We start from the raw sequence: 24,949 nt of genomic DNA, 5'->3' as shown, positions 1-24,949 counted from the left end.
CGCTACGCCAACCCCCTTGCAGGGGGCAACACCTGCGGCCCGGCGGAGCCGGTTCCGCGGTGTTTCCCGTCTACGCTGCTCTCTCTGGAACCATCTTGAAAAATCAGAAGCCGGCGATCGGGATCGACTTCGGCACTTCCAACTCGGCGATCGCGAGCGCCGGGGAAGGCGGGCTCGCGCGCCTGTTGCCGCTCGAAGGCGCCGCGACCGCGATGCCCACCGCGCTGTTCTTCAACGCCGAAGACCGCAGCACGCATTTCGGCCGCGACGCCGTGGCGCTCTACCTGGCCGGTGTCGAAGGCCGCTTGATGCGCTCGCTCAAGAGCCTGCTCGGCAGCGCGCTGATGCAGGAGAAAACCGAGGTCTACGACGGCCTGCTGAGCTTCGAAGACATCATTGCACGCTACCTGCACGAGCTGGCCACGCGCGCCGAGGCCGAACTGGGCCGGCGCCCCGAGCGCGCCGTGATCGGTCGCCCGGTGCACTTCGTCGACGACGATGCCAGGCGCGACCAGCGCGCGGAGGACAGCCTGCGCCATGCCGCGCGTGCGGCAGGGTTTCGCGAGGTCGGCTTCCAGCTCGAACCGATCGCGGCAGCGTTCGACTACGAACAGCGTGTCACGCGCGAATCGCTGATCCTGATTGCCGACATCGGCGGCGGCACCTCCGACTTCACCGTGGTGCGCGTCGGCCCCGACCGCATTGCGCGCCCCGACCGCAGCGACGATGTGCTGGCCACCACCGGCGTGCACATCGGCGGCACCGATTTCGACCAGCGCCTCAACCTCGAGCGCGTGATGCCCGCCTTCGGCTTCCGGCATCTCGGCCCGCAGGGCCGCGAGGTGCCGAGCACCGTCTTCTTCGAGCTGTCGACCTGGCATTTGATCCACTGGCAGCAAACGCCCAAGGCGATCCGCCAGACCCAGACGCTGCGCGGCAACTACAGCGACACGCTGCTGCACGACCGGCTCATGAAGGTGCTGCGGCAAGGCGACGGCCACCGCATCGCGAGCGCGGTCGAGCAGGCCAAGATCGATGTCTCGGTGCAGGACGCAGACATGCAGATCGATCTCGACAGCGCGGAAGCCGGCTTGACGACGACATTGACGCCGCTCGACATGCAGCAGCAACTGGCCGCGCTGCTGGAGACGGTGATGGCCTGCGCCCACGCCTGCGTGCAGCGGGCGAGCCTGCGCAGCGGCGACCTCGACGCGATCTACCTTACCGGCGGCTCGTCGGCGCTGCGCCCGTTCCAGCAGGCGCTGCGGCGCAGCTTTGCCGGCGTTCCGCTGGTCGAGGGCGATCTGTTCGGCGGCGTGGCGGCCGGGCTGGCCTACGCGGCGCGCAACGCTGCATGAAGTACCTGACCGGCTACCCGCCGGCGCTGCTGGCGCAGGTGCAGCAACAGCTGCAATCGGCCGGCGGCCTGGCCGGCCCGCTGCGCCAGCGCTACCCGGAGGCGCACGACGTTCGCACCGACCGCGCGCTCTACGGCTACGTGACCGGTCTCAAGAGCGAATACCTGCGCAACGCCGAGCCCCTTTCGAAGGTGGCCTTCGACAGCAAGCTGCATGTGATCCGGAACGCGCTCGGCACCCACACTACGGTGTCGCGCGTGCAGGGGAGCAAGCTCAAGTCCAAGCGCGAAATCCGCGTGGCCAGCCTGTTCAAGGAAGTGCCGGCCGAGTGGCTGCGCATGATCGTCGTGCACGAGCTCGCGCACATGAGGGAGCGGGCGCACGACAAGGCCTTCTATGCGCTGTGCACGCACATGGAGCCGGCATACCACCAGTTGGAGTTCGATCTGCGGCTGTATCTGACGCACCTGGACGCAGGCGGAGAGCGGCTGTGGGCGAGCGCTGCACCATGAGGAGGCTGCGGCCCTTTGCAAACGGCGTTCCGGCCTGAGCGAACCCTCCAGGCCGTCGTGGCCGTCGTGGCCGTCGTGGCCGTCGTGGCCGTCGTGGCCGTCAAATTTGTAGCATGGCGCGGGCGTGGAGGTAGCTTTCGGCGTGCGCCAATTGCGGCCATGTGAGCGCCTCGCCGCGTGGCAGCAGCGCAAGGCGCCGACGTTCGCTGGTGGAATCGGGACGCCAGCGCTGCGCCGCCCGGGCGGCGGCCATGCCATCCAGCAGTTCGTCGAGCGGTGCGCCCTCGCCCACGCTCTGGTTGCACAGCAGCGCGAGGTCGCAACCGGCCTCGAGCGCCGCCAGCGCGGCCTGGGTGTAGCTCAACAGTTCGCCATCGATACGGCGCGCGGCCTCCATGCTCAGGTCGTCGCTGAACACCGCGCCGTCGAAGCCAAGCTGGCTGCGCAGGATCTTGCCCAGCCACTTGCTCGAGAAGCCGGCCGGCCGTGCGTCGACCTTCGGGTAGATCACATGGGCCGGCATGACGGCAGTGAGTGTTCCGTTGAGCCAGTCGTAGGGCCGGGCATCGTCGGCCAGGATCGCTTTCAGGCTGCGCCGGTCGACCGGGATCGCCACATGCGAGTCGGCGCGGACGAAACCATGACCCGGAAAATGCTTGCCGCAATTGGCCATGCCGGCCTGCAGCAGGCCATGCATCAGGCTCTTGGCGAGCAGCGAAGCGACCCGCGGGTCGCGGTGAAAGCTGCGGTCGCCGATCACGCTGCTCTCACCGTAGTCGAGGTCGAGCACGGGCGTGAAGCTGAAGTCGACGCCGCAGGCGCGCAACTCCGTCGCGAGGACGTGGCCGCAGGCGGTGGCGGCCTGGGTGGCACGCAGGGCGTCATGCATCCACAACTCGCCCAGCGCACGCATAGAGGGCAACCGCGTGAAACCATCGGTGCGAAAGCGCTGCACCCGGCCGCCCTCGTGGTCGACGCAGATCAGCAGGTCGGGCCGCAACGCCTTGATCTCGGCGTTGAGGGCGCTGAGCTGCGCACGGTTTTCCCAGTTGCGTGCGAAGTGGATCACGCCGCCGACCAGCGGATCGGCCAGCCGGCGCCGGTCGGCTGCCGTGAGTTCGGTGCCCGCGACATCGATGATCAGCGGGGCGTGGGAGGGCTCTGTCATGTTTTCTCGACGACGACAAAGCTCGCCGCATAGTCGGTTTCGTCGGTCACGGTGACGTGAGCGGTGAGCCCCTGCGCCTCGAACCATTCCTTGAGGACGCCGTGCAGCACGATGACGGGCTTGCCACTGCGTTCGTTTGCGATTTCGCACAGGCGCCAGCTCATCGGCATGTGCATGCCCATGCCGATCGCCTTGCTGAAAGCTTCCTTGGCGGAGAAACGCGTGGCGAGGTAGCGCAGTCCGCGGCCCGGCCAGCGTCCGCGGCGCCCCTCCCAGACCTTGAACTCGGCGTCGCTCAGCACCCTGCGCGCAAAGCGTTCGCCCTGGCGCTCGAAGGTGGCGGCGATGCGTCGCACATCGCAGATGTCGGTGCCGATGCCATAAATCATTTGGTCAGATATGCCTCGGCAATGCAGCGCAGGTAGTCGCGCGTCGCGGCCTCGTAGCCCAGTTCGAGCGCGTCGGCCACGAAGGCGTGCCCGATCGACACCTCACGCACGCCGGGAACGGCGCGCAGGAATTCGGTGAGGTTGTCGCGGCTCAGGTCGTGGCCGGCGTTGACCTCGAGGCCCGCGGCCTGCGCCGCTCGCGCGGTTTCGGCATAGAGCGCCAGCACGGTGCCGGCGCGCGAGGTACCGCGCGAGGCGGCATAGCCCTCGGTGTAGAGCTCGACCCGGTCGGCACCGACGGCCTTCGCCGCGGCCATCATGTCCGGATCGGGGTTCATGAAGAGGCTGACGCGCACGCCGAGCGCCTTGGCCTCCGCGATCAGGGGGCGCAGGCGCGCCGCGTCGTCAGGAAACGTCCAGCCGTGGTCGCTGGTCGACTGGGTCTCGCTGTCGGGCACGAAGGTGGCCTGGTGCGGGCGCAGTTCGCGCACGAACTCCATCAGGTTGTGAAAGGGGTTGCCCTCGATGTTGAATTCGGCGCCGGGCCATTCCTTCGCGAGCAGCGCCGAGAGTTCGCGCACGTCGTGCGCCCGGATGTGGCGCGCGTCGGGCCGCGGGTGCACGGTGATGCCGTGGGCGCCGGCATCGAGGCAATTGGCGGCCGCAAACAGCACGCTCGGAATGCCGAGCTCGCGCGTGTTGCGCACCAGCGCCACCTTGTTGAGGTTGACCGAGAGCGCCGTCGCGGCGCGGGGTGAGGAAGGAGTGTTCATAAGCCTTGCAGGTCTCTGATCATCTGCCGGGTGCGCAGCGTCGTCACGCCGCAATGGTAGTTGAGCAGAGCGCGCAATTGGGTGCGCAACGCCGCGCCAAGGCCGGTGTCCATGCCCGCCACGTGATGCACGGTGCCCGAGAACGGCGCATGGTCGTCGAGCGCCTGCTGCAGCGCCAGCCATTCGGCGCCGCGCAAGGCGCCGGACGCCTCGGTCGCGGCCTCGTGCAGGCCAGCTTCGGGCACCAGGCTGTAGCGCGCGCCAGGGTCGAGCGGCGCCAATGTCAGGGTCTGCACTTCGAGCGATGGCAACAGGCCGATCTCGCGCAGCAGCAGCAGTTCGAAAGCGCGCAGCGCGGCCGAGTGGGTGGCCGCCTGCGCCCCGCCATGGTCGCCGGCCAGCACCTGCACCACGGCCGCGTAGGCGTCGAACAGCGCCTCGTGCGCGTCGTCGCGGGCGAGCAGCCGCATCATGAGTTCGTTGACGTAGTAGCCCGACAGCAGCGCCTCGCCGGTCGGCATCACGTGGCCACCCATCCATTCGGCGCCCTTGAGCGTGCGGATTTCGGCGTCGCCGCCATAGTTGAGCTGCAGCGGCTGCAGCGGCAGCAGCACGGGGCGGAAATTGGAGCTCGGCCGCTTGGCCCCCTTGGCCACCAGCGCGATGCGGCCGTGGTGTCGGGTGAACACCTCGAGAATCAGGCTCGACTCGCTCCAGTCGTAGCGGTGGAGAACGTAAGCTGGCTCGTGTGAAACGCGGTGGGTGGCCATGTCAGTGCGCAATAAGGCATCGAGGCTTGAGGCCAGCAAACGCCGCGGAACCGGCTCTGCCGGGCCGCTGGCGTTGCCCCCAGCAAGGGGGTTGGCGGCTACGCGAAGCGAGCAAGCCTGGGGGTTTGCTTATTCGTAGCCGAACGACCTGACCCGTGCTTCGTCGTCGGCCCAGCCGGAACGCACTTTCACCCACAGTTCGAGGAACACCTTGGCATCGGCCAGTTTCTCGAGCTCGACGCGTGTTTCCATGCCGATGCGCTTGATGCGTTCGCCCTTGTCGCCGATCACCATCGCCTTGTGGCCGTCGCGCTCGACCACGATAGTGGCGGCAATGCGCAGCAGGCGCTTCTGGCCTTTTTTCTGGGGTGGCTCTTCCTCGAACTTGTCGATGATCACGGTCGAGGTGTAGGGCAGTTCGTCGCCGGTGAGGCGGAACAGCTTCTCGCGCACCAGCTCGCCGGCCAGGAACTTCTCGCTGCGGTCGGTCAGCTCGTCTTCGCCGTAGAACCAGGGCTGCTCGGGCAGGTACTTCTCGCAGATGCCGAACAGCCGCTCGATGTCCTTCGCGTTCTTCGCCGACATCGGCACGAATTCGGCGAAGCTGTGCTTGCCCTGCATTTCCTGAAGCCAGGGCGCGATGTCGCCCCGACGATGCACGTTGTCGAGCTTGTTGGCAAGCAACACGGTCGGGATGCCCTTACCGAGCAATTTCAGCACGCGCGCGTCAGCCGGCGTGAAGCTGCCGGCCTCGACCACGAACAGGATCAGATCCACATCGCCGACGGCGCCCTGCACCGTCTTGTTGAGCGACTTGTTGAGCGCGTTGGCATGCAGCGTCTGGAACCCGGGCGTGTCGACGAACACGAACTGCGTCGCGCCGAGCGTGCGCATGCCGGTGATGCGGTGCCGCGTGGTCTGCGCCTTGCGCGAGGTGATGCTGATTTTTTGGCCGACCAGCGCGTTGAGCAGGGTCGATTTGCCCACGTTGGGCTTGCCGACGATCGCGATCAGCCCGCAATGTTGTGGGCCATTTTGGCCATCAGCGCCTGTCCCGTCCGCGGGAGGTGCTATCAATTCAGGAGCGTCATTCATTGTGTGTGGGGTGCGCGTCACGCGCGGTGTGCCTTCAACCGGATCAACATGGCCGCCGCCGCCGCCTGCTCGCCGGCACGGCGCGAACCGCCGATGCCGCGTTCGGTGAGGGCCAGTTCGGCCACCTCGCACTCGACGTCGAAAGTCTGCTTGTGGGCCGCCCCGAGCGTGCCGACCACGCGGTAGAGAGGCAGCTTCATTTTGTGGCCCTGCAGCCATTCCTGCAATTCGGTCTTGGGATCCTTGGCGGCGGCGTCCATGCGGGCGTTGATTTCGACCGACTCGTAGAGGCGGTGCACCAGCGCCTCGGCCGCGCCGTAACCGGCATCGAGATAGACCGCGCCGATCAGCGCTTCGAGCGCATCCGCCAGGATGGAGGGGCGGTTGGGCCCGCCGGACTTGGCCTCGCCCTCGCCCAGCCGCAGCAGCGGCGAGAGCGCAAGGCGCACGGCGATCTGGTGCAGCGTGTCCTGCTTGACCAGGTTGGCGCGCACGCGCGACAGGTCGCCTTCTGGCAGTTCGGAGAGCCGGCGGTAGAGCAGGTGCGCCACTGCGAGGTTCAGCACCGAATCGCCGAGGAATTCGAGCCGCTCGTTGTGGTCGGACGAAAAACTCCGGTGCGTCAGCGCGAGCTGGAGCAGGCGTGCGTCGGCAAAGTTGTAATGGAGGCGCGCCTGCAGCGCAGCTAGACCGCCTTCACTCACGATCAGCGCGACTGGCCCTTGTACTTCATCAGCAGGAACGCGGGGCCGAACAGGTGGATCTCGCGGTCGTAGGCGTACGACACGACCACCTTCTCGCCGACCTTCTGCACTTCGATGTCCTTGCCGCTCAGCTTGAAGTCGTCGATGGCCTGGGAACGGTCGAAGATGGCGCGAACTTCAGGCACCGTGGCGCCGTCCTTGGCCTTGTTGGCGGCCTTGTCGATCGCCTGCAACTCGATCAGCGTGGGGATCACCTGCGCGGCGACCACACCGACGCATGCCAGCACGATCGCCACGAACAGCAACCCGATGAACGAGATGCCGCGCTGCTTTGCCTTTTGAACCGACCGATATGCCCTCATGCCCTCTACCCCTCGAATGATGATGTGCCAGCTTCTTATTGAAACGAACCGATGCGCTTGAGATTGCCGAAATTCATCCAGACGAAGAACGCACGTCCGACGATGTTCTGATCCGGCACGAAACCCCAATAGCGTGAGTCGAGCGAATTGTCGCGGTTGTCGCCCATCATGAAATAGTGACCGGCTGGCACCTTGCACACAACGCCCTCGACACTGTAACGACAATTATCCTGGTTCGGAAACGGCATGATCTCGGCCTCTGACAGGCCGGCACGCCGGTTTTCGTCGTTCAGCAACAGATGCTGCTTGCCGCCGATGTCTTCGCGGTACTCCTTGAGGTAGCGCATCGTGTCCTCGTCCAGGAAGTCGGGCATCGCCTCCTTGCTCACCGGCTGGCCGTTGATGGTGAGCTTCTTGTTCAGGTAGGCCACCTCGTCGCCCGGCACGCCCACGACGCGCTTGATGTAGTCCATGCTGGGCTTGGGCGGGTAGCGGAACACCATTACGTCGCCGCGCGCGGGCGGCGTGCCGTCGGTGATCTTGGTGTTGAGCACCGGCAGCCGCAGGCCGTAGGTGAACTTGTTGACCAGTATCAGGTCGCCGGTGAGCAGCGTCGGCATCATCGAGCCCGACGGAATCTTGAACGGCTCGAACAGGAACGAGCGCAGCAGGAACACCGCCACGATCACCGGAAACAGACCGGCCGTCCAGTCGAGCCACCAGGGCTGCATCAGCAGGCGCTCGCGCGCCTTGCCGTCGACCGTGTCGACCTGGGTCACGCCTTGCTGCGCCAGGCGCGCATCGCGTTCGCCCAGTGAGGCATCGAGTGCCGCGGCGGCGCGGCGGCGCTTCGGCAGAAAGTAAAAGCGTTCGGCCAGCCAGTAGAGGCCGGTGACCACGGTCGCGAGGAACAGCAGTAGCGCGAAGTTGCCTTCGACCGCGCCGAAATACCAGGCGCCGATGTAGCCGGCAAACGCCGCGAGGATCAGGGAGGTGAGGAATGCCATGGATCAGTCTTCGACTTGCAGGATCGCGAGGAAGGCTTCTTGCGGAACCTCGACCGAGCCGATCTGCTTCATGCGTTTTTTGCCCGCCTTCTGCTTTTCGAGCAGCTTCCGCTTGCGGGAAACGTCGCCGCCGTAGCACTTGGCGAGCACGTTCTTGCGGAGGGCCTTGATTGTCTCACGCGCAATGATGTTGACTCCGATCGCGGCCTGGATCGCAACGTCGTACATCTGGCGCGAAATGATCTCGCGCATCTTGCCGACCACGGCCCGGCCGCGGTACTGCGACTGGCTGCGGTGCACGATGATCGAGAGCGCATCGACCTTCTCGCCGTTGAGCAGGATGTCGACCTTGACCACGTCGGACGCGCGGTACTCCTTGAACTCGTAGTCCATCGATGCGTAGCCGCGGCTGGCCGACTTCAGCTTGTCGAAGAAGTCGAGCACGATCTCGCCGAGCGGCATTTCGTAGGTGAGCATCACCTGGCGGCCGTGGTAGGCCATGTTCATCTGCACGCCGCGCTTCTGGTTGGCCAGCGTCATCACCACGCCAACGTATTCCTGCGGCATGTAGAGGTGCACGGTGACGATCGGCTCGCGGATCTCGCTCATCTTGCCGACGTCGGGCATCTTCGATGGGTTCTCGACCATCATCACTTCGCCGTCGTTGCGCACCACCTGGTAGACCACGCTCGGCGCGGTTGTGATCAGATCCTGGTCGAACTCGCGCTCGAGCCGCTCCTGCACGATCTCCATGTGGAGCAGGCCGAGAAAGCCGCAGCGAAAGCCGAAGCCCAGCGCCTGGCTCACTTCGGCTTCGTAGTGCAGGGACGAGTCGTTGAGCTTGAGTTTTTCGAGCGCGTCGCGCAGCGATTCATATTCGCTGGCTTCGGTGGGATAAAGACCGGCAAACACCTGCGGCTGGATTTCCTTGAAGCCGGGCAGCGCCTCGGTCGCGGTGAACGCCGCGCCGCCGGTGCCAGGCTTGATCAGGGTGACGGTGTCGCCCACCTTGGCCGCCTGCAGTTCCTTGATGCCGGCGATGACGTAGCCCACCTCGCCCGCTTCGAGCGACTGCCGCGGCTCGTTGGCGGGCGTGAACACGCCGAGGCTGTCGGCGTTGTAGACCGCGCCCGAAGCCATCATCTTGATGCGCTCGCCTTTCGCGAGACGCCCGTCGACCACACGCACCAGCATCACCACGCCGACGTACGCGTCGAACCAGCTGTCGATGATCATGGCGCGCAACGCAGCGTCGGGGTTGCCGCGCGGCGGCGGCATCCGCTTGACCACCGCTTCAAGAATTTCGTCGATGCCCATGCCGGTTTTGGCAGAGCACGGAATCGCATCAGTCGCATCGATGCCGATCACGTCTTCGATTTCGGTGCGCGCGTTGTCTGGGTCGGCGTTCGGCAGATCCATCTTGTTGAGCACGGGCACTACTTCCACACCGAGGTCGAGCGCGGTGTAGCAGTTGGCCACGGTCTGCGCTTCGACACCTTGCGATGCATCGACGACGAGCAACGCGCCTTCGCATGCGGACAACGAGCGCGACACTTCATAAGAGAAATCGACATGGCCCGGTGTGTCGATCAAATTGAGGTTGTAGACCTGTCCGTCGAGGGCTTTGTAGTGCAGTGCAGCGGTCTGCGCCTTGATGGTTATCCCACGCTCTTTCTCGATGTCCATCGAGTCGAGAACCTGCGCTTCCATCTCACGATCCGCGAGTCCACCACAACGCTGGATCAAGCGGTCTGCGAGCGTCGACTTGCCATGGTCGATGTGCGCAATGATCGAAAAGTTTCTGATGTGATTCATCAACGGGAACGCTTAAGTACTTGAATTGCCTTGTGCGCAGAACGCGCCGGGCAAGAAAAAAGGGCGCGTCTGAAAGAGACGCGCCCTGAACCAACAAGCAATGGCAACTGCAGTAGTTGGAGCTTCATTGTAGGCAAAAAGGAGTTGGCGTACATCCGGGAACGGGCTCTCGATGGGTCGTTGCAGGTCAGCAACATCAAACTTATAAACAACTTATCCACAGCATCGGTGGATCAATAACTTAACAACTTGTGGGTGATCTGTGGAGCACCGGTGGACGACCGGCTGGAATCTCGCATCGTGGGGATCACTCCACTGCTTATGCGCAGGTTGGTCGCGAAGCAGGCTCTATTCTACCGAAAAACGTCATTAGGCTTTGTTTAAGTTAGTGCTTACCAACCAAAATAGGTCGCATACGGTCGTTAGAAATTTTTTCAATCGGCATCGAACAGGGCCGCAAAGGCTCAAAAAAAGGGCCCCAAACCCGACTGGCGGATGGGGCCACTTGACGTGCAGCGCGGTCAGGGGCTCAGACGGATCAGCGCATATTGCGCCCAGTCGCCACGACGGAACAGCACGCTGACCGACTTGGACTTGTCAGCCTTGGCAAGCGCGCTCTCGAATTCCTTGAGGTTCGCAACCTCGCCATTGGCCACCGCCAGAATCACGTCGCCTTCCCGCAGGCCGGCACGTGCGGCCGCGCCGCTGGCGGTGTCGACCTTGACGCCACCCTTGAGCTTGAGTTCCTTCTTCTGCGCATCACTGAGGTCGCTTACCGCGAGGCCGAGGGACTTGGCTGCGGCGGAGGCCGACGGCTTGGGCGTCGGCTCTTCGCGGTCGACCGCCTTTTTGGCAGGCTTGTCGGGTTCGATCTCGGCAATGGTGACCGCCAGATCCTTCGAACTGCCGCGCCGGAACACCGTCAACGTGCTCCTGGTGCCCGGCTTGGTGTTGCCGACCAGGCGCGGCAGGTCGCTCGGCTTGTCGATCGCCTTGCCGTCGAACTTCGTGATGATGTCGCCCGGCTCGACGCCGGCCTTCTCGCCCGGCGAGCCGGCCTCGACGCTGCGCACGAGTGCGCCCTGCGCCTTGCCGAGACCGATCGATTCCGCCACGTCTTTCGTGACCTGGTCGATCTGCACGCCGATGCGGCCGCGCGAGACGCGCCCGGACGCGCGCAACTGCTCGCTGACGCGGATCGCCTCGTCGATCGGGATCGAGAACGAAATGCCCATGAAGCCGCCAGAGCGCGAGTAGATCTGGCTGTTGATGCCGACCACCTCGCCACGCATGTTGATCAGCGGCCCGCCCGAATTGCCGGGATTGATCGCCACGTCGGTCTGGATGAACGGCAGGTAGTCGCCGGTGTCGCGCTGTTTGGCACTCACGATGCCGGCGGTCACGGTGTTTTCCAGACCGAAAGGCGAGCCGATCGCCATCACCCATTCGCCGACGCGCAGTTTGGAAATGTCGCCGACCTTCACGGCAGGCAGGCCGGAGCCTTCGATCTTGACGACCGCCACGTCGGTGCGTTTGTCGGCGCCGACGATCTTCGCCTTGAACTCGCGCTTGTCGGGCAGCGTGACCAGCACCTCGGATGCGTCCTCGACCACGTGCGCGTTGGTCATCACGTAGCCGTCGGCCGTGAGAATGAAGCCCGAGCCCACGCCACGCGGGCGCTCCCGCTCTTCTTCCTGCGGTTGTTGCGGGCGGTTCGGACGCGGCCCCTGGCGCGGCACGCCGGGCATCGGCTGGCCGAAGAAGCGGCGGAAGAACTCCTGCATCTCCTCGTCCATTTCCGGAGTGTTGCCCCGCGCGGCCACTTTCTCGACAGTGCGGATATTGACGACCGACGGCCCGACCTGGTCGACCAGATCCGTGAAGTCGGGCAGCGTGCGGGTTTGCGCCTGCGCCGCGGTGACCGGCAGAAAGGCCGCGCTCGCGCTGGTGGCCAACGCCAACGCCAGCAAGGTGGAGCGAATCCGGGTTCCCTCGAGTTTGAACATCATCGGTTTTCTTTCAACGGAAGGAGAGCAACAACAAAACGGTAGCAAGCTGCTGTGAATGGCAATAGGCGCTTTGGTTCAGTCGCCGGCGTTCAGCGGATACGGGCCAGACTCTGCGCGAAAGCGTCGAGCGTCTGCGGAGGTACCTCGCCCACCGCCGTCAGCCACCAGTCGCCATTCTTGTCAGTGAGACGGCGCGTGAGCGTGTAGGTGGCGCCCAGCGTGAGCACGACTTCCTGCAACTGGCGCTGCGCGTCGTAAGGCTCGAGGAACAGGGAGACCGAGGCCAGCCCGTCCGAAAAGGTCCATTGAAGCGTGCGCTCGGACTGGGCAGCCCCGCCCAGCGCGCGGCGGTAGCAGCTCACCGGCTTGAAACCGGCGACCGGGCTCTTGAGCGTCCAGCCCTCTGACTGCGCCGTGGTGCGCTGGAGCTCCGACTTTTCGACCTTGTAGCCCGCAGTGCTGCTCATCATCTGCGACAAGGCCTGCATCCTGACCGGCGCATCCAGCTGAAGTTCGGAGAAAGCGGACTGCTCGACCACATGGCCTTCCGCGTCGACCGTCTGCAACTTGACCACCAGCCCCGAACGACGCTCGCTCCAGACCCGATAGCCGAAGCGCAGCGCATCGCGCGGGATCAGTTGCACCACATCGGCGTCGAAGCCGGCGACGCGATCCTTGCCGATCACCCGCACGCCGTACAACTCGGCGAGCGAAGAATCAGGCGCACCGAGCAGGTTGGGAAACAGCTCGAGGTTCTCGCGCCGTTCGCTCTTGACCACGCGGCTTTCGGGCAGGAACGTCAGCACCTGGTCGTTGCGGCGGAAGGTCGAGCGCGGCGGGCCAGAAAGCGCCTCGATGCGCTCCATCTGTTGATCGCCCTCGCAAACGTGCCAGATGCGCGCACTCGACAGGTTGCCGGTCGAAGCCGACACCACGAAGGTGCCGACATAGCTGTGCCGGCGTGACGCCGCGTGCATGCGTTGCAGCCACTCCACCACACCCATGGACGGCGGCTCGGTGTCGGGCGCCGGATGCGGAGCGCGGGCCGCTGCCTGCCCCGCCCGCGTCTGTGCGACGGCCATTTGCGCCAGGCACAACGCAGCGAGGACGAGCACGACCCGGCGGGCAGACATCGGCATCCGGACAGTCATTGCAGCAAGGCGGCGCACACGATCAGCGCGACGGCCCTTCGAAGGTGGCATTGCGCAAGAAGGTCGACGGCATCTGCGAGCCGCCGCCGGCCTGCTGATGCGCGGCCAGCAATTCATCGAGGCGCGCATCGCGCAACATCACCTGCGGCGCGCCGTTGCCGATCTGCACGCGCGTCGGCACGGCCGAAGCGATGGCGCTCGTTGCCTTGGGATCCGATGCGGCCAGCACCGAAATCGCGGGCGGCTGGGTCTGCGCCAGTTGTGCGCTCTCGGGCGAAGACGCTGTGCTGCCAACCCAGTTCCAGCTGATCGCGGCCACGGCGGCCAGCGAGGCGGCACCCGCAACCAGTTTCCAGCGGAACACCGGCTCGTTGGCCGGTTCGGCACGTTGCTGCGCCGCGATCACCACGGGCACGGCAGGCACCGGCGTCGGTGCCACCGATTCGGCGGCAAGCTGCTGCTGGAGCTTGGCCAGGAAGGCATTGCTGTCGCTGCATGGCGCGTGCGCGCCCGAGCGCAATACATCGCCGACCACGTGATACGTCTGCCAGGCCGCACGCAACTCGTCGCGCGCACTCAGTTCGGCCATCGCCTCGGCCAGGGCGTTTCCCTGCAAATGACCGTCCATCAGGGCGGAAACCTGTTCGCGAACTCTGTCTGTCTGATGATTCATGTTGTTCACCTGCTTACCAACGTTTGCCGGACTGGTTGTCGAGCAGCGGTTTGACCCGCGCCGATATCGCCTCGCGCGCACGGAAAATCCGCGAACGCACAGTGCCGATCGGACAATTCATCACCTCGGCAATCTCTTCGTAACTCATGCCCTCGATCTCGCGCAGCGTGACCGCCTGGCGCAATTCGGCCGGCAGCGCATCCATCGCGGCTTCGACCACGCCCGCAATTTCCTGGGCGGCGAGCACTGTTTCGGGGGTTTCGTCGGTGGTTGGTTCGTTTGTGGGCCGGTAAGTTTCATCATCATCGTCCGATGAGGGTCGCAAAGCGCTTTCGGAGATGGTCGGGTCGCGCTTCATGTCGACCAGCGCCTTCTTGGCGGTGTTGACGGCGATCCGGTAGAGCCAGGTGTAGAACTGGGCGTCGCCGCGGAACTGATGCAGCGCACGGTATGCCCGGATGAAGGTTTCCTGCGCGATGTCCTCGACCAGGTCGACATCGCGCACCATGCGGCCGATCAGGCGCTCGATCCGGCGCTGGTACTTGATGACCAGCAACTCGAAGGCCTTCTGGTCGCCCGCGACGGTGCGCTGCACCAGCTGGAAATCGACCTCACCCGGCCTCGGTTCGGCCAAGGGCTCGACGATCGGGCCCGATTCCGGCGGCGCGGGTGGCGGTGCAGTGTCGGTCATGAAGAAGATGGGAATGGGCCCCGGGACGCGGATCGCTGCGACACAGCAGCGATCGGATCGGCCGGGTCGGCCGACGGGGCGCGCGAATATACCGCACGACGCAGATCCAGCCAGTGATGCGGGGCACTCTGGCGCTCCAGCCAGCACCAGCGCGGCCGCTGACCGGGCGCCGCGAGGCGCACGAGCAGCCGCGATTGCAGATCCAGCGCCGGCAGCAGCCGCGCCGCATCGATGGTGTCGGCACCGGCAAGGCGCCAGCTCTGGCCGTCGAAATGCAACTCGCCCATGCACGGGCGCAGCCACGCCAGTCCAGCCGCGACGCCGGCCACCAGAACGCTGGCCAACAGCACTGCGCTGCGCCATCCTATGCTCTCAAACTGATAGCAGACAATGCCCGCGCAGCAGGCGCCCGCAGTCCAGATGGCCATTGAAAGTTGACCCGCAAAACGCGAGCGCCCCACCGGGAAGCTCACCGATGGGGCGCTGTGCATGGGAGAACGGGACTCAAGCGCGCTTGAACACCAGCGTGCCGTTGGTGCCGCCGAAGCCGAAGTTGTTCTTGACCGCGACGTCGATCTTCATGTCGCGCGCCTCGTTGGCGCAGTAGTCGAGATCGCACTCCGGATCCTGGTTGAAGATGTTGATGGTCGGCGGGCTCTTCTGGTGGTGGAGCGCCAGCACCGTGAACACCGACTCGATCCCGCCGGCACCGCCCAGCAGGTGGCCCGTCATCGACTTGGTCGAGTTCACCACCAGTTTCTTCGCGTGATCGCCGAACGCGTTCTTGATCGCGTTGGTTTCGTTCAGGTCGCCCAGCGGCGTGGAGGTGCCATGCGCGTTGAGGTACTGCACCTGATCGGCATTGACGGCGGCATTGGCCAGCGCCATGTCCATCGAGCGCCTGGGGCCGTCGACGTTGGGCGCGGTCATGTGGAACGCGTCGGCACTCATGCCGAAACCCAGCACCTCGGCGTAGATCTTCGCGCCGCGCGCCTTGGCGTGCTCGTACTCCTCGAGCACCATAACGCCACCGCCCTCGCCCAGCACGAAGCCGTCGCGATCCTTGTCCCAGGGGCGAGACGCGGTCTTCGGGTCGTCGTTGCGCGTGCTGAGCGCGCGCGCCGCCGCGAAGCCGCCGATGCCCAGCGGCGAAACGGTCGACTCGGCGCCGCCGGCGATCATCACGTCGGCATCGCCGTATTCGATCATGCGGGCCGAAAGGCCGATCGCATGCAGGCCGGTGGTGCAGGCCGTGACCACCGCGATGTTCGGCCCCTTGAAGCCGTACTTGATCGAGACATGGCCGGAGATCATGTTGATGATCGAGGCCGGCACGAAAAATGGCGAGACGCGGCGCGGGCCGCGGTTCACCAGTTCGGCGTGAGTCTCTTCGATCATCGGCAGGCCACCGATGCCTGAGCCGATGTTGCAGCCGATGCGCACCGCCTCCTCGTGCGGCAGCGCATCGCCGGTCGGCAGACCGCTGTCGACCACCGCCTGCATGGCCGCAGCCATGCCCAGGTGGATGAAGCGATCCATGTGGCGCGCTTCTTTCTCGGCGATGTACTGCGTGATGTCGAAGCCCTTCACCTCGCCCGCGAATTTGCAGGCGAAGTTGCTGACGTCGAACTTGGTAATGGTGTCGATGCCCGAATTGCCGGCCAACAGGTTGGCCCAGCATTCGGCCACCGTGTTTCCGACAGGAGCGATGCAACCGAGTCCGGTCACGACGACGCGGCGTTTGGTCATGCCGGCAAACCTTTCTGGGAGCGTTGGAAACCGTTGCGTAACGCGCGCGAGGCAGATGAGCGCCGCGGGTCAGAACGGTTGTCAGCGAGGCCTATCAGGCCTTTTGATTCTTGGAGGCGTAGTCGACGGCGTTTTGCACCGTGGTGATCTTCTCGGCATCTTCGTCGGGAATTTCGATGCCGAACTCGTCTTCGAGCGCCATCACGAGTTCCACCGTGTCGAGCGAGTCGGCACCGAGATCGGCCACAAAAGCCTTTTCATTGGTGACCTGGGACTCTTCCACGCCGAGTTGCTCGGCGATGATTTTTTTGACACGTGCTTCGATATCGCTCATTTGGTTCCCTCTAAGGGTTGTAAAGAATCGGTGGATTTTAGCCGCCCGGATGATGGCATTTGCCGCCCCGGACGCGTGGGGAAAAGATTGCGCTTTCGGGCCTTACATGTGCATGCCGCCGTTGACGTGCAGTTCCTGCCCCGTCACGTAGCTGGCCTGCGGCGAGGCCAGGTAGGCCACCGCATGGGCAATGTCGGCCGGCTTGCCCAGGTGGCCCAACGGGATCTGGTTCAGCAGCGCCTGTTGTGCGGCCTCGGGCAGGCTGGCCGTCATGTCGGTTTCGATGAAGCCGGGCGCCACGCAGTTGACCGTGATGGCGCGGCTGCCGAGTTCGCGCGCCAGGGCGCGCGTCATGCCGGCGACGCCGGCCTTGGCGGCCGCGTAGTTGGCCTGGCCCGCGTTGCCGGAAGCGCCGACCACGCTGGTGATACTGATGATGCGGCCATAGCGCTGCTTCATCATCGGCCGGATCACGGCGCGCGAAAGACGGAACACGGCCTTGAGGTTGGTATTGAGCACGGCGTCCCAGTCATCATCTTTCAGGCGCGCGGCGAGCATGTCGCGCGTGATGCCCGCGTTGTTGACCAGCACGTGCAGGCCACCGTAGGCCTTGACGATTTCATCGACCAGCGCATCGACTGCCGCGCCGTCGTTGACATCCAGGGCCCGGCCGCGGCCGCCATGGGCGCCGAGTGCGGCCGTGATTTTCTGGGCGCCCTCTTCCGTGGTGCCGGTGCCGATGACCTTGAGGCCGCGCTGCGCGAGTTCGAGCGCGATGGCCGCGCCAATGCCGCGCGTGGCGCCGGTGACCAGCGCGATCTGCCCTTCGAATTGAATGGTGCTCATGGGGTGCCTGCCGTCAGGGTTTGGGTGTCGGCGAGCGTTGCCGGGTCATAGACCGAGGTCGCTACAAGATCGGGCGCGATGCGCTTGACCATGCCGGCCAGCACGCGCCCGGGGCCGCATTCAACGATGGCGGCGACGCCGCGCGCCTGCAGCGCCTGCACGCTCTCGACCCAGCGCACCGGGCCGGCGGCCTGACGCACCAATGCGTCGCGAATGCGGGCCGGGTCGCTTTCGACGGCGACGTCGATGTTGTTCAAAACGGGGATCTGCGGCGCCGCGAAGTCCGTCGACGCGAGCTTTTCCCGCAACGCTTCGGCGGCCGGCTTCATCAAGCTTGAATGGAATGGCGCCGACACCGGCAGCGGCAGCGCGCGCTTGGCGCCACTGGCCTTGAGCAATTCGCAGGCTTTTTCGACCGCGGCCTTGCTGCCGGCGATCACGGTCTGCATCGGGTCGTTGAAATTGACGGCTTCCACAACTTCGCCGCTGTTCGGGCTGAAACCGCTCGTCACCTCTGCGCAGCCTGCTATCACTTTTGCGGCATCCATGCCCAGAATGGCCGCCATCGCGCCGGCGCCCACGGGCACCGCCTTCTGCATCGCATCGGCACGAAAGCGCACCAGAGGAGCGGCCTGTGCCAGCGTCAACACGCCGGATGCAACCAACGCGGAGTACTCGCCGAGCGAATGGCCCGCGACCACGGCCGGCCGCGCACCACCCTCTGCCAACCAGGCGCGCCAGGCAGCAACGCCGGCCACCAGCATCACTGGCTGGGTGTTGGTGGTCAGCCCAAGCGCTTCTTTCGGGCCTTCATGAATGAGCCTGGCGACGTCTTCACCCAGCGCATCGGAGGCTTCCTTGAGGGTTTGCACGACCGCCGGGTGATCGCCCCAGGCGTCGAGCATGCCGACCGCCTGCGAGCCCTGCCCGGGAAAGACAAAAGCAAAAGACTTCATGTTGTGTATGTCTCTAATCGCGCTGCAGTACCCACTGTGCGGGCGCTACGCACTACAAATTCAATAGCACCGCACCCCAGGTGAAGCCGCCGCCCACGCCTTCGAGCATGACGGTATCGCCCTTCTTCACCTTGCCGCTGCGCACCGCGTCATCCAACGCCAGCGGGATCGACGCGGCCGAGGTGTTGCCATGCTCGTGCACGGTCACGATCAGTTTGTCGAGCGACATTTTCAGCTTCTTCGCCGTGCCTTCCATGATGCGGATGTTGGCCTGGTGCGGAATCAGCCAGTCGATGTCGGCCTCGGTCTTGCCAGCCTTGACCAGCGTGGCGCGCGCCGCTTCTTCGAGCACGCGAACCGCGAGCTTGAACACGGCTTGGCCGTCCATGTGCAGCAGCGGCGTGCCGAGCACCTTGCCGCCCGACACATGACCGGGCACGCAGAGAATGCCGACGTGCTTGCCGTCGGCATGCAGATCGCTGGCCAGGATGCCGGGCTCGTCACTCGCCTCGAGCACCACGGCGCCAGCGCCGTCGCCAAACAGCACACAGGTCGTGCGATCGCTGAAATCGAGGATGCGCGAGAACACTTCGGCACCGACCACCAGCGCGCACTTTGCAGTGCCGGTACGGATCATGGCGTCGGCCACGGTCAACGCATAGACGAATCCGCTGCAGACAGCCTGGACGTCGAATGCCGGGCAACCGGCGACCCCGAGCTTGTGCTGAAGGATGGCGGCCGACGAGGGAAACACCATGTCGGGCGTCGACGTCGCAACGATGATGAGGTCGATTTCGTCGGCGCTGCGGCCGGCCGCCTCGAGCGCCTTGCGGGCCGCTTCCAGCGCCAGATCGCTGCTGTTGACCCCGTCGTCCACGAAATGACGCGCGCGAATGCCGGTGCGCTCGACGATCCACTGGTCGGAAGTTTCGATGCCGCGCTCGGCCAGTTGCCGCGCGAGATCGTCGTTGGTCACCCGGCGCGGCGGCAAATAACTACCGGTGCCGGTGATGCGTGAATAAGAGGTCATCAAACGTGAAGCGCCGTCGCGTCGACCGGCGCCGCCGGTTCCTGCCGTGCGAGCAGAGGCGCGGCGTGGGCGATGCGGGCCCGCACGCGTTCGAGCAGGTTGTTGCGAGCGGCATCATAAGCGCGATCCAGCGCATGGCCGAACGCCACTTCGTCGGCCGAGCCATGGCTCTTGAACACCAGGCCGCGCAGGCCGAGCAATGCCGCACCGTTGTAGCGCCGATGATCCAGGCGATTTTTAAGAGACTTTAAGACCGGATAAGAAACGATGGCGGCAAATTTTCCAAAGATGCCGGCCGAATACTCTTGCCGAAGAAAATCCACAATCATCGAAGCGACGCCCTCCGAAGCTTTCAGCGCCACATTGCCGACAAAGCCGTCACAAACCACGATATCGGTCGTGCCCTTGAAGATGTCATTGCCCTCGACGTTGCCGTAAAAATTCAGATCGCCGGTGTTGGCCGCAGATCGCAGCAATTGACCAGCTTTTTTGATGATCTCGCTACCTTTTATGGCCTCTTCACCCACATTGAGCAAGCCTACGCTGGGCGATTCGTTGCCGGTGAGCGCCGACACCAGCGCCGAACCGAGTACAGCGAACTGCAATAGATCTTCCGCGTCGCAATCGACATTGGCACCCAAGTCCAGCACCGTGGTGGCGCCGCCCTTGCCGTTGGGTAACTGCGGCGCAATGGCCGGACGGTCGATGCCATCGAGGGTTTTGAGCAGATAGCGTGCGATCGCCATCAATGCGCCCGTGTTGCCGGCAGAAATAGCGGCCTGGGCCGCACCATCCTTGACTTGCTGGATCGCGACCCGCATCGACGAGTCTTTCTTGCGGCGCAAGGCGATCTCGATCGGATCGTCCATGCCCACCACCTCGCTGGCGCCCACGACGCGGGCACGGGGATGCTTCAGCCCCTCGAGCGCGGCTGGCGCGCCGACGAGCAACAACGAAGCTTCGGGATGCCGTTCCAGAAAGGCGCGACAGGCTGCAAGCGTGACGCGGGGGCCGTGGTCGCCACCCATGCAATCGACGGCGAGCGTGATGGCAGCAGGCACGGGGGCGGAAGCGGAAACGGCGGACGTGAGCATCAAAACAAAGGCCCGACGCTACGGCAAATGTAGCTTCGGGCCTTGGCGTTGAAACAGGCGATCAGGCTTCGGACTTGGTCTTCAGAACCTTGCGGCCACGGTAAAAGCCGTTCGGGCTGATGTGGTGACGCAGGTGCGTTTCGCCGGTGGTCGGCTCGACGGCAATGCCGGGCACCACGAGAGCGTTGTGCGCACGGTGCATGCCGCGCTTGGAAGGCGACTTCTTGTTTTGCTGGACGGCCATGATGGCTCCTGGACTTGAATGAGGTGAGTGGAAGTGCGGGCGCTGCCGAGAACATTCTGCAGACGGCGCGCGCGAAGCCCATGATTATAGCCTGCCCGGCGACATGCCGCCAGCCTGCTCTACTCCGGCTTGCGCGGACGCAACGTACCGAGCACGGCAAACGGGTTCGGCTTGGCCTCCTCCGTCGCCTCGAAGTCGGCATCGACGGCCGACAGATTCGGCGGATTCGGGCAAATCTCGTGGCGCGGCGTGACGGGCACCTCCATCAGCAACTCGTCTTCGAGCAGCTCCTGGAGATCGAAATCGCGGCTGATCGCCAGCACATCCTCTTCTGATGCTTCGTCTTCGACTGCGGCGGTCTCTTCGTCCGGCGCAAAGCGGAACCAGCGGTCGACCACCAGTTCGGTCGCGACCGGCGCCAGGCAGCGCTGGCAGACCAGCGGCGCCGTCGCCTCGGCAGCAAGGTGCAGCCACGGCACGGGCGCGCCCGAAGGACCCGGGCGCTGTTCACCGCGCGCTTCCCATGTCACCGCGGCGTCCGGGGTGGCGCCGGTGGTTTCAGCCGACAGGCGAGCGAAGTCCTTGAGCCCGGTGCGGCCGGACAGCGTTGCCGCGGTTTCGGCAAAAGCGGCCACGTCGAGCCGTTGAGGGGCGAATTCTGTCTTCATCCAGCCCAGTCTAAACCCGTCCCGCACAATCACGGCCCATGCAACGCACCGTGATCCTCGCCTCCACCTCGCGCTACCGCCGTGAGCTGATGAACCGCCTGCGCCTGCCCTTCGAGGTACAAGCGCCCGAAGTCGACGAAACACCTCGGCCCGGCGAGAGCCCGCGCGCCCTGGCCGAACGGCTGGCGCTCGAAAAGGCACGCGCCGTGGCCAACCGTTTCCCCGATGCCGTCGTCATCGGCTCCGACCAGGTGGCCGACCTCGCCGGCGAGGCGCTCGGCAAGCCCGGCGACCATGAGCGGGCGACCGCGCAATTGCGCCGCATGCGCGGCCAGACGCTGGTGTTCCAGACCGCCGTCGCGGTGGTTTGCGAGGCCACCGGCTTCGCCCGGCAAGATATCGCGCCCGTGCGCGTGGTGTTTCGCGACCTCAGCGACGACGCGATCGAGCACTACCTGCGCGCCGAGCAGCCTTACGACTGCGCCGGCAGCGCCAAGAGCGAAGGGCTGGGCATCGCGCTGCTCGAAGCGATCGACAGCGACGACCCGACCGCACTGGTCGGTCTGCCGTTGATCCGCACCTGCCGCATGCTGCGCGCGGCCGGGGTGGAACTGCTGTGAGCAACGGCACGCTCTACCTGGTGCCGGCACCGCTGGATTTCGGGTGCGACGAGCAGGCGCCGCTGCAGGACGCCCTGCCGCTCGGCACCCTGCAGAAGGCGGCGGGAATCACGCACTGGATCTGCGAGAACGCCAAGTCGGCCCGCGCCTACCTGAAACGCATCGATGCCGTCGTCTCGCTGGCAGCCCCGCTCCAGGCACAGCAGATCACCGAGTTGCCGCGCGAGGTGCACAAGAAAGGCGACCATGCGGGCCAGTTCGACGCGCGGCCACTCCTGGCCGCTGCCCTCGCTGGCCAGGACATGGGCTTGCTGAGCGAGGCCGGCATGCCGGCCGTTGCCGACCCGGGCTCGTCGGTGGCGCGTGCCGCCCACGCGCTCGGCATTCCGGTGGTGCCGCTGACCGGGCCGGTGTCGCTGCTGCTGGCCCTGGCCGCAAGCGGGCTCAACGGCCAGAACTTCGCGTTCGTCGGCTACCTGCCGCAGGACGCCGACGGGCGGGCGCAACGCATCCGCGAGCTGGAAGCGGTGGCGTTGCGCAGCGGCCAGACCCAGTTGTTCATTGAAACGCCGTACCGGAATGCGGTGCTGCAACAGGCCCTGCTTCAGACCTTGCAGCATCACACGCGGCTTGCGGTCGCACGCGGTCTCACGCTGGCCAACGCGGCGGTGCGCAGTGACACGGTCAAGGGCTGGCGTGCTGCGCCGATGCCGGCCGACGAGCGCCTGCCCGCGGTGTTCGCGATCGGCCGCTGATGGGCATGGCGTTCGCGATCGGCGCCGCCACGCGCTGGGCTTCGCGCGCCCAGTTCTTTGCTTCCGGCTTTGTCTTCGCGACCTGGGGCGTGCACATCCCGACCATCAAGGCGCACTACGGCGTGGATGAAGCGCAGTTGGGCCTGGCCATGCTCGCCGCTGGTTTCGGCGCGCTGGCCGGCTTGACCCGCGCCAGCCGCTGGATCGGCCGCTTTGGCGCACGCGACACGGCCCGCATCTGCGGAACTGTCTATGCGCTGCTGCTGGGCGGCCTGATCGCCACCCCGAGCTATGCCGCGCTGCTGGTGCTGCTGGCATTGTTCGGCATCGTCACCAGCGTATTCGACGTCGCGATCAACACCGAAGCCGCGCAGCTTGAACTGCTCGGCGGCGACACCTTGATGAGCGGCATGCACGGGATGTTCAGCCTCGGCGGCATGGCAGGCGCCGTGACCGGTGGCGCGGCACTCGCGGCCGGACTGGCGCCACAGCAACACCTGCTCTGGGTGGCCGGCACCATGGCAATGCTGATACTCGCGGCTTCGCAGCGCATGCTGCCGCGCATCGCCACCGCGTCCGCCGCGCCGCCCGCGCAAGGGTTCAGCATGCCGCGCGGCGCGCTGGTCGTCCTGGGTGTGCTCGCGGCGCTGGGCCTGATTGCCGAAGGCGCGATCTACGACTGGAGCGTGCTTTATCTTCAGCAGGAGCTGGGCAGCCCGCAGAAGCAGGCTGCATTCGCCTATGCAAGCTTCTCGGCCGCGATGGCGGCGGCGCGCTTCGGGGGTGACGCGTTGCGTGCGCACATCGCGCCGGCGCCCCTGCTGCGTGGCAGCGCCGTGCTCGCCGCCACGGCGATGGCGCTGGTGCTGTTGACCGACCGGCCTTGGCTCGCGCTGGTGGGCTTTGCCGGTGTCGGTGTCCGCTTTGCGAACGTGGTGCCGATCCTGTTCTCGGCGGCGGCGCGGGTGCCGGGCGTCGACCCGGCACGCGGCATCGCGGCGGTGTCGGCCGCGGCATACCTCGGCTTCATGCTTGGCCCGCCAGCGATCGGCCTGCTCGCCAAGGTCAGTTCGCTGACCCTGGCGCTCTGGCTGGTGGTGGGTTTCGCAGTCGCGCTGGCGGCCTCGGCCCGCCATGCGCAGGCCGGGAACGCCGGTTAGCGGAGTGCCGGAACGCTGCGCAACGCGCGCACCGAAGCGTCGCCCATCGCGGCGCCGAACTTTTTGGCCAGCTTCTCGGCCACGTTGTCGCGGCGCGTGTAGTCGATCACCTCTTCGGCCTTGACCACCTCGCGTGCCACGTAGTCGACGTTGCCCAACTGGTCGGCGAGCCCGAGCTCGATGGCCTGCTGGCCGCTCCAGAACAGGCCGCTGAACAGGCCTTGCGTCTGCAGCTTGAGTCGGTCGCCGCGGCCGGTCTTGACGACGTCGATGAACTGATCGTGGATCTGGTCGATCATCTTCTGGGCATGCGCGCGCTGCGCGTCGTTCATCGGGCTGAACGGGTCGAGAAAGCCCTTGTTCTCACCCGAGACGATGAGGCGGCGCTCGACGCCGAGCTTCTCCATCGTGCCGGTGAAGCCGAAGCCGTCCATCAGCACGCCGATGCTGCCGACGATGCTGGCCTTGTCGACGAAGATCTTGTCGGTGGCGGCGGCAATGTAGTAAGCGGCCGAGGCGCAGGTTTCTTCGACCACCGCATAGACCGGCTTGTGGTACTTGGCCTTCATCCGTTTGATTTCGTCGTTGATGATGCCGGCCTGCACCGGGCTGCCACCCGGCGAGTTGATCAGCAGCACCACGGCCTTGGCGCCGTCGTCCTCGAAGGCGGTCTTCATCGCCGCGACGACGAATTCGGCGCTCGCATCGGCACCGGCTGCGATCTCGCCCTTGATCTCGACCACGGCCGTGTGGGCTGTGGTCTTGGCAGTGGTCGGCGTGCCGCGCGACACCGCGAACCAAAGCAGGAACACGAAAAAGGCCAGCCAGCTCAACCGGACGAAAGTCTTCCACCGGCGCGTGGCCTTCTGCTCGCGTAAAGCGGCAAAAGCCAGCTTTTCGAGGGTGGCCCGCTCCCAGCCAGCGGCCTTCGTGGGATCGTCTCTTGCTGTCTTTTTCGCAGGCTCAAAAGGCTCGAAACCTTCGGGTTCCGTACGGGTCGGGTCGGTCATGGAGGC

At 65.5% G+C, this 24,949-nt stretch carries 28 protein-coding genes; 5 read left to right on the top strand and 23 right to left on the bottom strand.

What is annotated here, in order from left to right; all coding sequences use genetic code 11:
• The first annotated feature begins 92 nt into the window (after window positions 1-92).
• Together ACSFA8_RS02770 and ACSFA8_RS02765 are read left to right on the top strand one after the other, a co-directional pair.
• Window positions 93-1,358, top strand: a complete 1,266-nt coding sequence (locus tag ACSFA8_RS02770; RefSeq protein WP_435478440.1) for an Hsp70 family protein — start codon at window positions 93-95, stop codon at window positions 1,356-1,358.
• Complete coding sequence (locus ACSFA8_RS02765; protein WP_435477989.1) at window positions 1,355-1,870, top strand: YgjP-like metallopeptidase domain-containing protein; 516 nt, start codon at window positions 1,355-1,357, stop codon at window positions 1,868-1,870. The genes ACSFA8_RS02770 and ACSFA8_RS02765 overlap by 4 nt, the downstream gene beginning before the upstream one ends.
• Window positions 1,871-1,970: 100 nt before the next feature.
• Here ACSFA8_RS02765 and nagZ read toward each other — a convergent pair whose 3' ends face one another.
• The 22 genes from nagZ to ACSFA8_RS02655 all read right to left on the bottom strand — a co-directional run bounded on the left by nagZ (window position 1,971) and on the right by ACSFA8_RS02655 (window position 21,398).
• Window positions 1,971-3,038, bottom strand: coding sequence for a beta-N-acetylhexosaminidase (gene nagZ / locus ACSFA8_RS02760; RefSeq protein WP_435477988.1), 1,068 nt, complete (start codon window positions 3,036-3,038; stop codon window positions 1,971-1,973).
• Window positions 3,035-3,427: a holo-ACP synthase gene (gene acpS / locus ACSFA8_RS02755; RefSeq protein WP_435477987.1), complete on the bottom strand. Its 393-nt coding sequence runs from the start codon at window positions 3,425-3,427 to the stop codon at window positions 3,035-3,037. Before acpS ends, nagZ begins: the two co-directional genes overlap by 4 nt.
• Window positions 3,424-4,200, bottom strand: a complete 777-nt coding sequence (locus ACSFA8_RS02750) for a pyridoxine 5'-phosphate synthase (protein ID WP_435477986.1) — start codon at window positions 4,198-4,200, stop codon at window positions 3,424-3,426. Before ACSFA8_RS02750 ends, acpS begins: the two co-directional genes overlap by 4 nt.
• Window positions 4,197-4,970, bottom strand: a complete 774-nt coding sequence (recO, locus tag ACSFA8_RS02745) for a DNA repair protein RecO (RefSeq protein ID WP_435477985.1) — start codon at window positions 4,968-4,970, stop codon at window positions 4,197-4,199. Before recO ends, ACSFA8_RS02750 begins: the two co-directional genes overlap by 4 nt.
• A 129-nt stretch (window positions 4,971-5,099) precedes the next feature.
• Complete coding sequence (gene era, locus ACSFA8_RS02740) at window positions 5,100-6,065, bottom strand: GTPase Era (protein WP_435477984.1); 966 nt, start codon at window positions 6,063-6,065, stop codon at window positions 5,100-5,102.
• Window positions 6,066-6,082: 17 nt separating this feature from the next.
• Window positions 6,083-6,769, bottom strand: a complete 687-nt coding sequence (gene rnc, locus ACSFA8_RS02735) for a ribonuclease III (protein ID WP_435477983.1) — start codon at window positions 6,767-6,769, stop codon at window positions 6,083-6,085.
• A gap of 2 nt (window positions 6,770-6,771) precedes the next feature.
• Window positions 6,772-7,131, bottom strand: a complete 360-nt coding sequence (locus tag ACSFA8_RS02730) for a DUF4845 domain-containing protein (RefSeq protein WP_435477982.1) — start codon at window positions 7,129-7,131, stop codon at window positions 6,772-6,774.
• A 35-nt stretch (window positions 7,132-7,166) separates the two neighbouring features.
• Entirely contained in the window at window positions 7,167-8,138 is a 972-nt protein-coding gene (gene lepB, locus ACSFA8_RS02725; RefSeq protein ID WP_435477981.1) for a signal peptidase I, read from the bottom strand.
• Window positions 8,139-8,141: 3 nt separating this feature from the next.
• The gene (gene lepA / locus ACSFA8_RS02720; RefSeq protein WP_286621885.1) at window positions 8,142-9,953 is read right to left on the bottom strand and encodes a translation elongation factor 4; all 1,812 of its coding nucleotides are present in this window, start codon (window positions 9,951-9,953) and stop codon (window positions 8,142-8,144) included.
• A 521-nt stretch (window positions 9,954-10,474) separates the two neighbouring features.
• On the bottom strand, window positions 10,475-11,962 hold the full coding sequence (locus ACSFA8_RS02715; RefSeq protein ID WP_435477980.1) for a DegQ family serine endoprotease: 1,488 nt from the start codon (window positions 11,960-11,962) through the stop codon (window positions 10,475-10,477).
• A gap of 89 nt (window positions 11,963-12,051) precedes the next feature.
• Complete coding sequence (locus tag ACSFA8_RS02710; protein ID WP_435477979.1) at window positions 12,052-13,113, bottom strand: MucB/RseB C-terminal domain-containing protein; 1,062 nt, start codon at window positions 13,111-13,113, stop codon at window positions 12,052-12,054.
• A 22-nt stretch (window positions 13,114-13,135) separates the two neighbouring features.
• On the bottom strand, window positions 13,136-13,786 hold the full coding sequence (locus tag ACSFA8_RS02705; RefSeq protein ID WP_435477978.1) for a sigma-E factor negative regulatory protein: 651 nt from the start codon (window positions 13,784-13,786) through the stop codon (window positions 13,136-13,138).
• Between the two features lie 13 nt (window positions 13,787-13,799).
• Window positions 13,800-14,477 (bottom strand): RNA polymerase sigma factor RpoE, encoded by a 678-nt coding sequence (gene rpoE, locus ACSFA8_RS02700; protein WP_435477977.1) that lies wholly within the window; start codon window positions 14,475-14,477, stop codon window positions 13,800-13,802.
• Window positions 14,474-14,827 (bottom strand): hypothetical protein, encoded by a 354-nt coding sequence (locus ACSFA8_RS02695; RefSeq protein WP_435477976.1) that lies wholly within the window; start codon window positions 14,825-14,827, stop codon window positions 14,474-14,476. Before ACSFA8_RS02695 ends, rpoE begins: the two co-directional genes overlap by 4 nt.
• A 154-nt stretch (window positions 14,828-14,981) precedes the next feature.
• Window positions 14,982-16,226: a beta-ketoacyl-ACP synthase II gene (gene fabF, locus ACSFA8_RS02690; RefSeq protein ID WP_435477975.1), complete on the bottom strand. Its 1,245-nt coding sequence runs from the start codon at window positions 16,224-16,226 to the stop codon at window positions 14,982-14,984.
• 94 nt (window positions 16,227-16,320) lie between these two features.
• Window positions 16,321-16,560, bottom strand: coding sequence for an acyl carrier protein (gene acpP, locus ACSFA8_RS02685; protein ID WP_140843300.1), 240 nt, complete (start codon window positions 16,558-16,560; stop codon window positions 16,321-16,323).
• 102 nt (window positions 16,561-16,662) lie between these two features.
• Complete coding sequence (fabG, locus tag ACSFA8_RS02680) at window positions 16,663-17,406, bottom strand: 3-oxoacyl-ACP reductase FabG (protein ID WP_286545532.1); 744 nt, start codon at window positions 17,404-17,406, stop codon at window positions 16,663-16,665.
• Entirely contained in the window at window positions 17,403-18,362 is a 960-nt protein-coding gene (gene fabD, locus ACSFA8_RS02675) for an ACP S-malonyltransferase (RefSeq protein WP_435477974.1), read from the bottom strand. Before fabD ends, fabG begins: the two co-directional genes overlap by 4 nt.
• Window positions 18,363-18,414: 52 nt before the next feature.
• Window positions 18,415-19,392 carry a beta-ketoacyl-ACP synthase III gene (locus ACSFA8_RS02670; protein ID WP_435477973.1) on the bottom strand — a complete coding sequence of 326 codons (978 nt, stop codon included), beginning with the start codon at window positions 19,390-19,392 and terminating at the stop codon, window positions 18,415-18,417.
• Window positions 19,392-20,453, bottom strand: a complete 1,062-nt coding sequence (plsX, locus tag ACSFA8_RS02665) for a phosphate acyltransferase PlsX (protein ID WP_435477972.1) — start codon at window positions 20,451-20,453, stop codon at window positions 19,392-19,394. Before plsX ends, ACSFA8_RS02670 begins: the two co-directional genes overlap by 1 nt.
• A 94-nt stretch (window positions 20,454-20,547) precedes the next feature.
• On the bottom strand, window positions 20,548-20,730 hold the full coding sequence (gene rpmF / locus ACSFA8_RS02660; protein ID WP_435477971.1) for a 50S ribosomal protein L32: 183 nt from the start codon (window positions 20,728-20,730) through the stop codon (window positions 20,548-20,550).
• Between the two features lie 119 nt (window positions 20,731-20,849).
• The gene (locus ACSFA8_RS02655) at window positions 20,850-21,398 is read right to left on the bottom strand and encodes a YceD family protein (RefSeq protein ID WP_435477970.1); all 549 of its coding nucleotides are present in this window, start codon (window positions 21,396-21,398) and stop codon (window positions 20,850-20,852) included.
• A 38-nt stretch (window positions 21,399-21,436) separates the two neighbouring features.
• Here ACSFA8_RS02655 and ACSFA8_RS02650 point away from each other — a divergent pair, with 38 nt between their 5' ends.
• From ACSFA8_RS02650 to ACSFA8_RS02640, 3 genes are read left to right on the top strand one after another with little or no spacing between them, the layout of a single operon-like run.
• The gene (locus ACSFA8_RS02650; protein WP_435477969.1) at window positions 21,437-22,018 is read left to right on the top strand and encodes a Maf family protein; all 582 of its coding nucleotides are present in this window, start codon (window positions 21,437-21,439) and stop codon (window positions 22,016-22,018) included.
• The gene (locus tag ACSFA8_RS02645) at window positions 22,015-22,773 is read left to right on the top strand and encodes an SAM-dependent methyltransferase (RefSeq protein ID WP_435477968.1); all 759 of its coding nucleotides are present in this window, start codon (window positions 22,015-22,017) and stop codon (window positions 22,771-22,773) included. Before ACSFA8_RS02650 ends, ACSFA8_RS02645 begins: the two co-directional genes overlap by 4 nt.
• A gap of 5 nt (window positions 22,774-22,778) precedes the next feature.
• Window positions 22,779-23,933, top strand: coding sequence for an MFS transporter (locus ACSFA8_RS02640; protein ID WP_435477967.1), 1,155 nt, complete (start codon window positions 22,779-22,781; stop codon window positions 23,931-23,933).
• Here ACSFA8_RS02640 and ACSFA8_RS02635 read toward each other — a convergent pair.
• On the bottom strand, window positions 23,930-24,943 hold the full coding sequence (locus tag ACSFA8_RS02635) for a S49 family peptidase (RefSeq protein ID WP_435477966.1): 1,014 nt from the start codon (window positions 24,941-24,943) through the stop codon (window positions 23,930-23,932). The two genes, ACSFA8_RS02640 and ACSFA8_RS02635, sit on opposite strands and share 4 nt — an antisense overlap.
• Window positions 24,944-24,949: the final 6 nt, after the last annotated feature.

Origin of the sequence: Variovorax nitratireducens, from assembly GCF_051216545.1 — a bacterium.
Classification (GTDB): Bacteria; Pseudomonadota; Gammaproteobacteria; order Burkholderiales; family Burkholderiaceae_C; genus Variovorax.
Note: the sequence above shows the minus strand (reverse complement) of the source record. Positions and strands in the feature narration are given on the sequence as shown.

Excerpts from the sequence above, each read along its gene's own strand:
- fabG (WP_286545532.1), bottom strand. The coding sequence starts at position 17,406 with ATGAGCACCATTCAATTCGAAGGGCAGATCGCGCTGGTCACCGGCGCC.
- ACSFA8_RS02730 (WP_435477982.1), bottom strand. The coding sequence starts at position 7,131 with ATGAGGGCATATCGGTCGGTTCAAAAGGCAAAGCAGCGCGGCATCTCG.
- ACSFA8_RS02635 (WP_435477966.1), bottom strand. The coding sequence starts at position 24,943 with ATGACCGACCCGACCCGTACGGAACCCGAAGGTTTCGAGCCTTTTGAG.
- ACSFA8_RS02710 (WP_435477979.1), bottom strand. The coding sequence starts at position 13,113 with ATGACTGTCCGGATGCCGATGTCTGCCCGCCGGGTCGTGCTCGTCCTC.
- lepA (WP_286621885.1), bottom strand. The coding sequence starts at position 9,953 with ATGAATCACATCAGAAACTTTTCGATCATTGCGCACATCGACCATGGC.
- acpS (WP_435477987.1), bottom strand. The coding sequence starts at position 3,427 with ATGATTTATGGCATCGGCACCGACATCTGCGATGTGCGACGCATCGCC.
- acpP (WP_140843300.1), bottom strand. The coding sequence starts at position 16,560 with ATGAGCGATATCGAAGCACGTGTCAAAAAAATCATCGCCGAGCAACTC.
- rpmF (WP_435477971.1), bottom strand. The coding sequence starts at position 20,730 with ATGGCCGTCCAGCAAAACAAGAAGTCGCCTTCCAAGCGCGGCATGCAC.
- ACSFA8_RS02705 (WP_435477978.1), bottom strand. The coding sequence starts at position 13,786 with ATGAATCATCAGACAGACAGAGTTCGCGAACAGGTTTCCGCCCTGATG.
- nagZ (WP_435477988.1), bottom strand. The coding sequence starts at position 3,038 with ATGACAGAGCCCTCCCACGCCCCGCTGATCATCGATGTCGCGGGCACC.
- ACSFA8_RS02655 (WP_435477970.1), bottom strand. The coding sequence starts at position 21,398 with ATGAAGACAGAATTCGCCCCTCAACGGCTCGACGTGGCCGCTTTTGCC.
- lepB (WP_435477981.1), bottom strand. The coding sequence starts at position 8,138 with ATGGCATTCCTCACCTCCCTGATCCTCGCGGCGTTTGCCGGCTACATC.
- era (WP_435477984.1), bottom strand. The coding sequence starts at position 6,065 with ATGAATGACGCTCCTGAATTGATAGCACCTCCCGCGGACGGGACAGGC.
- ACSFA8_RS02640 (WP_435477967.1), top strand. The coding sequence starts at position 22,779 with ATGGCGTTCGCGATCGGCGCCGCCACGCGCTGGGCTTCGCGCGCCCAG.
- fabF (WP_435477975.1), bottom strand. The coding sequence starts at position 16,226 with ATGACCAAACGCCGCGTCGTCGTGACCGGACTCGGTTGCATCGCTCCT.
- ACSFA8_RS02650 (WP_435477969.1), top strand. The coding sequence starts at position 21,437 with ATGCAACGCACCGTGATCCTCGCCTCCACCTCGCGCTACCGCCGTGAG.
- fabD (WP_435477974.1), bottom strand. The coding sequence starts at position 18,362 with ATGAAGTCTTTTGCTTTTGTCTTTCCCGGGCAGGGCTCGCAGGCGGTC.
- ACSFA8_RS02670 (WP_435477973.1), bottom strand. The coding sequence starts at position 19,392 with ATGACCTCTTATTCACGCATCACCGGCACCGGTAGTTATTTGCCGCCG.
- recO (WP_435477985.1), bottom strand. The coding sequence starts at position 4,970 with ATGGCCACCCACCGCGTTTCACACGAGCCAGCTTACGTTCTCCACCGC.
- ACSFA8_RS02750 (WP_435477986.1), bottom strand. The coding sequence starts at position 4,200 with ATGAACACTCCTTCCTCACCCCGCGCCGCGACGGCGCTCTCGGTCAAC.
- ACSFA8_RS02715 (WP_435477980.1), bottom strand. The coding sequence starts at position 11,962 with ATGATGTTCAAACTCGAGGGAACCCGGATTCGCTCCACCTTGCTGGCG.
- ACSFA8_RS02765 (WP_435477989.1), top strand. The coding sequence starts at position 1,355 with ATGAAGTACCTGACCGGCTACCCGCCGGCGCTGCTGGCGCAGGTGCAG.
- rpoE (WP_435477977.1), bottom strand. The coding sequence starts at position 14,477 with ATGACCGACACTGCACCGCCACCCGCGCCGCCGGAATCGGGCCCGATC.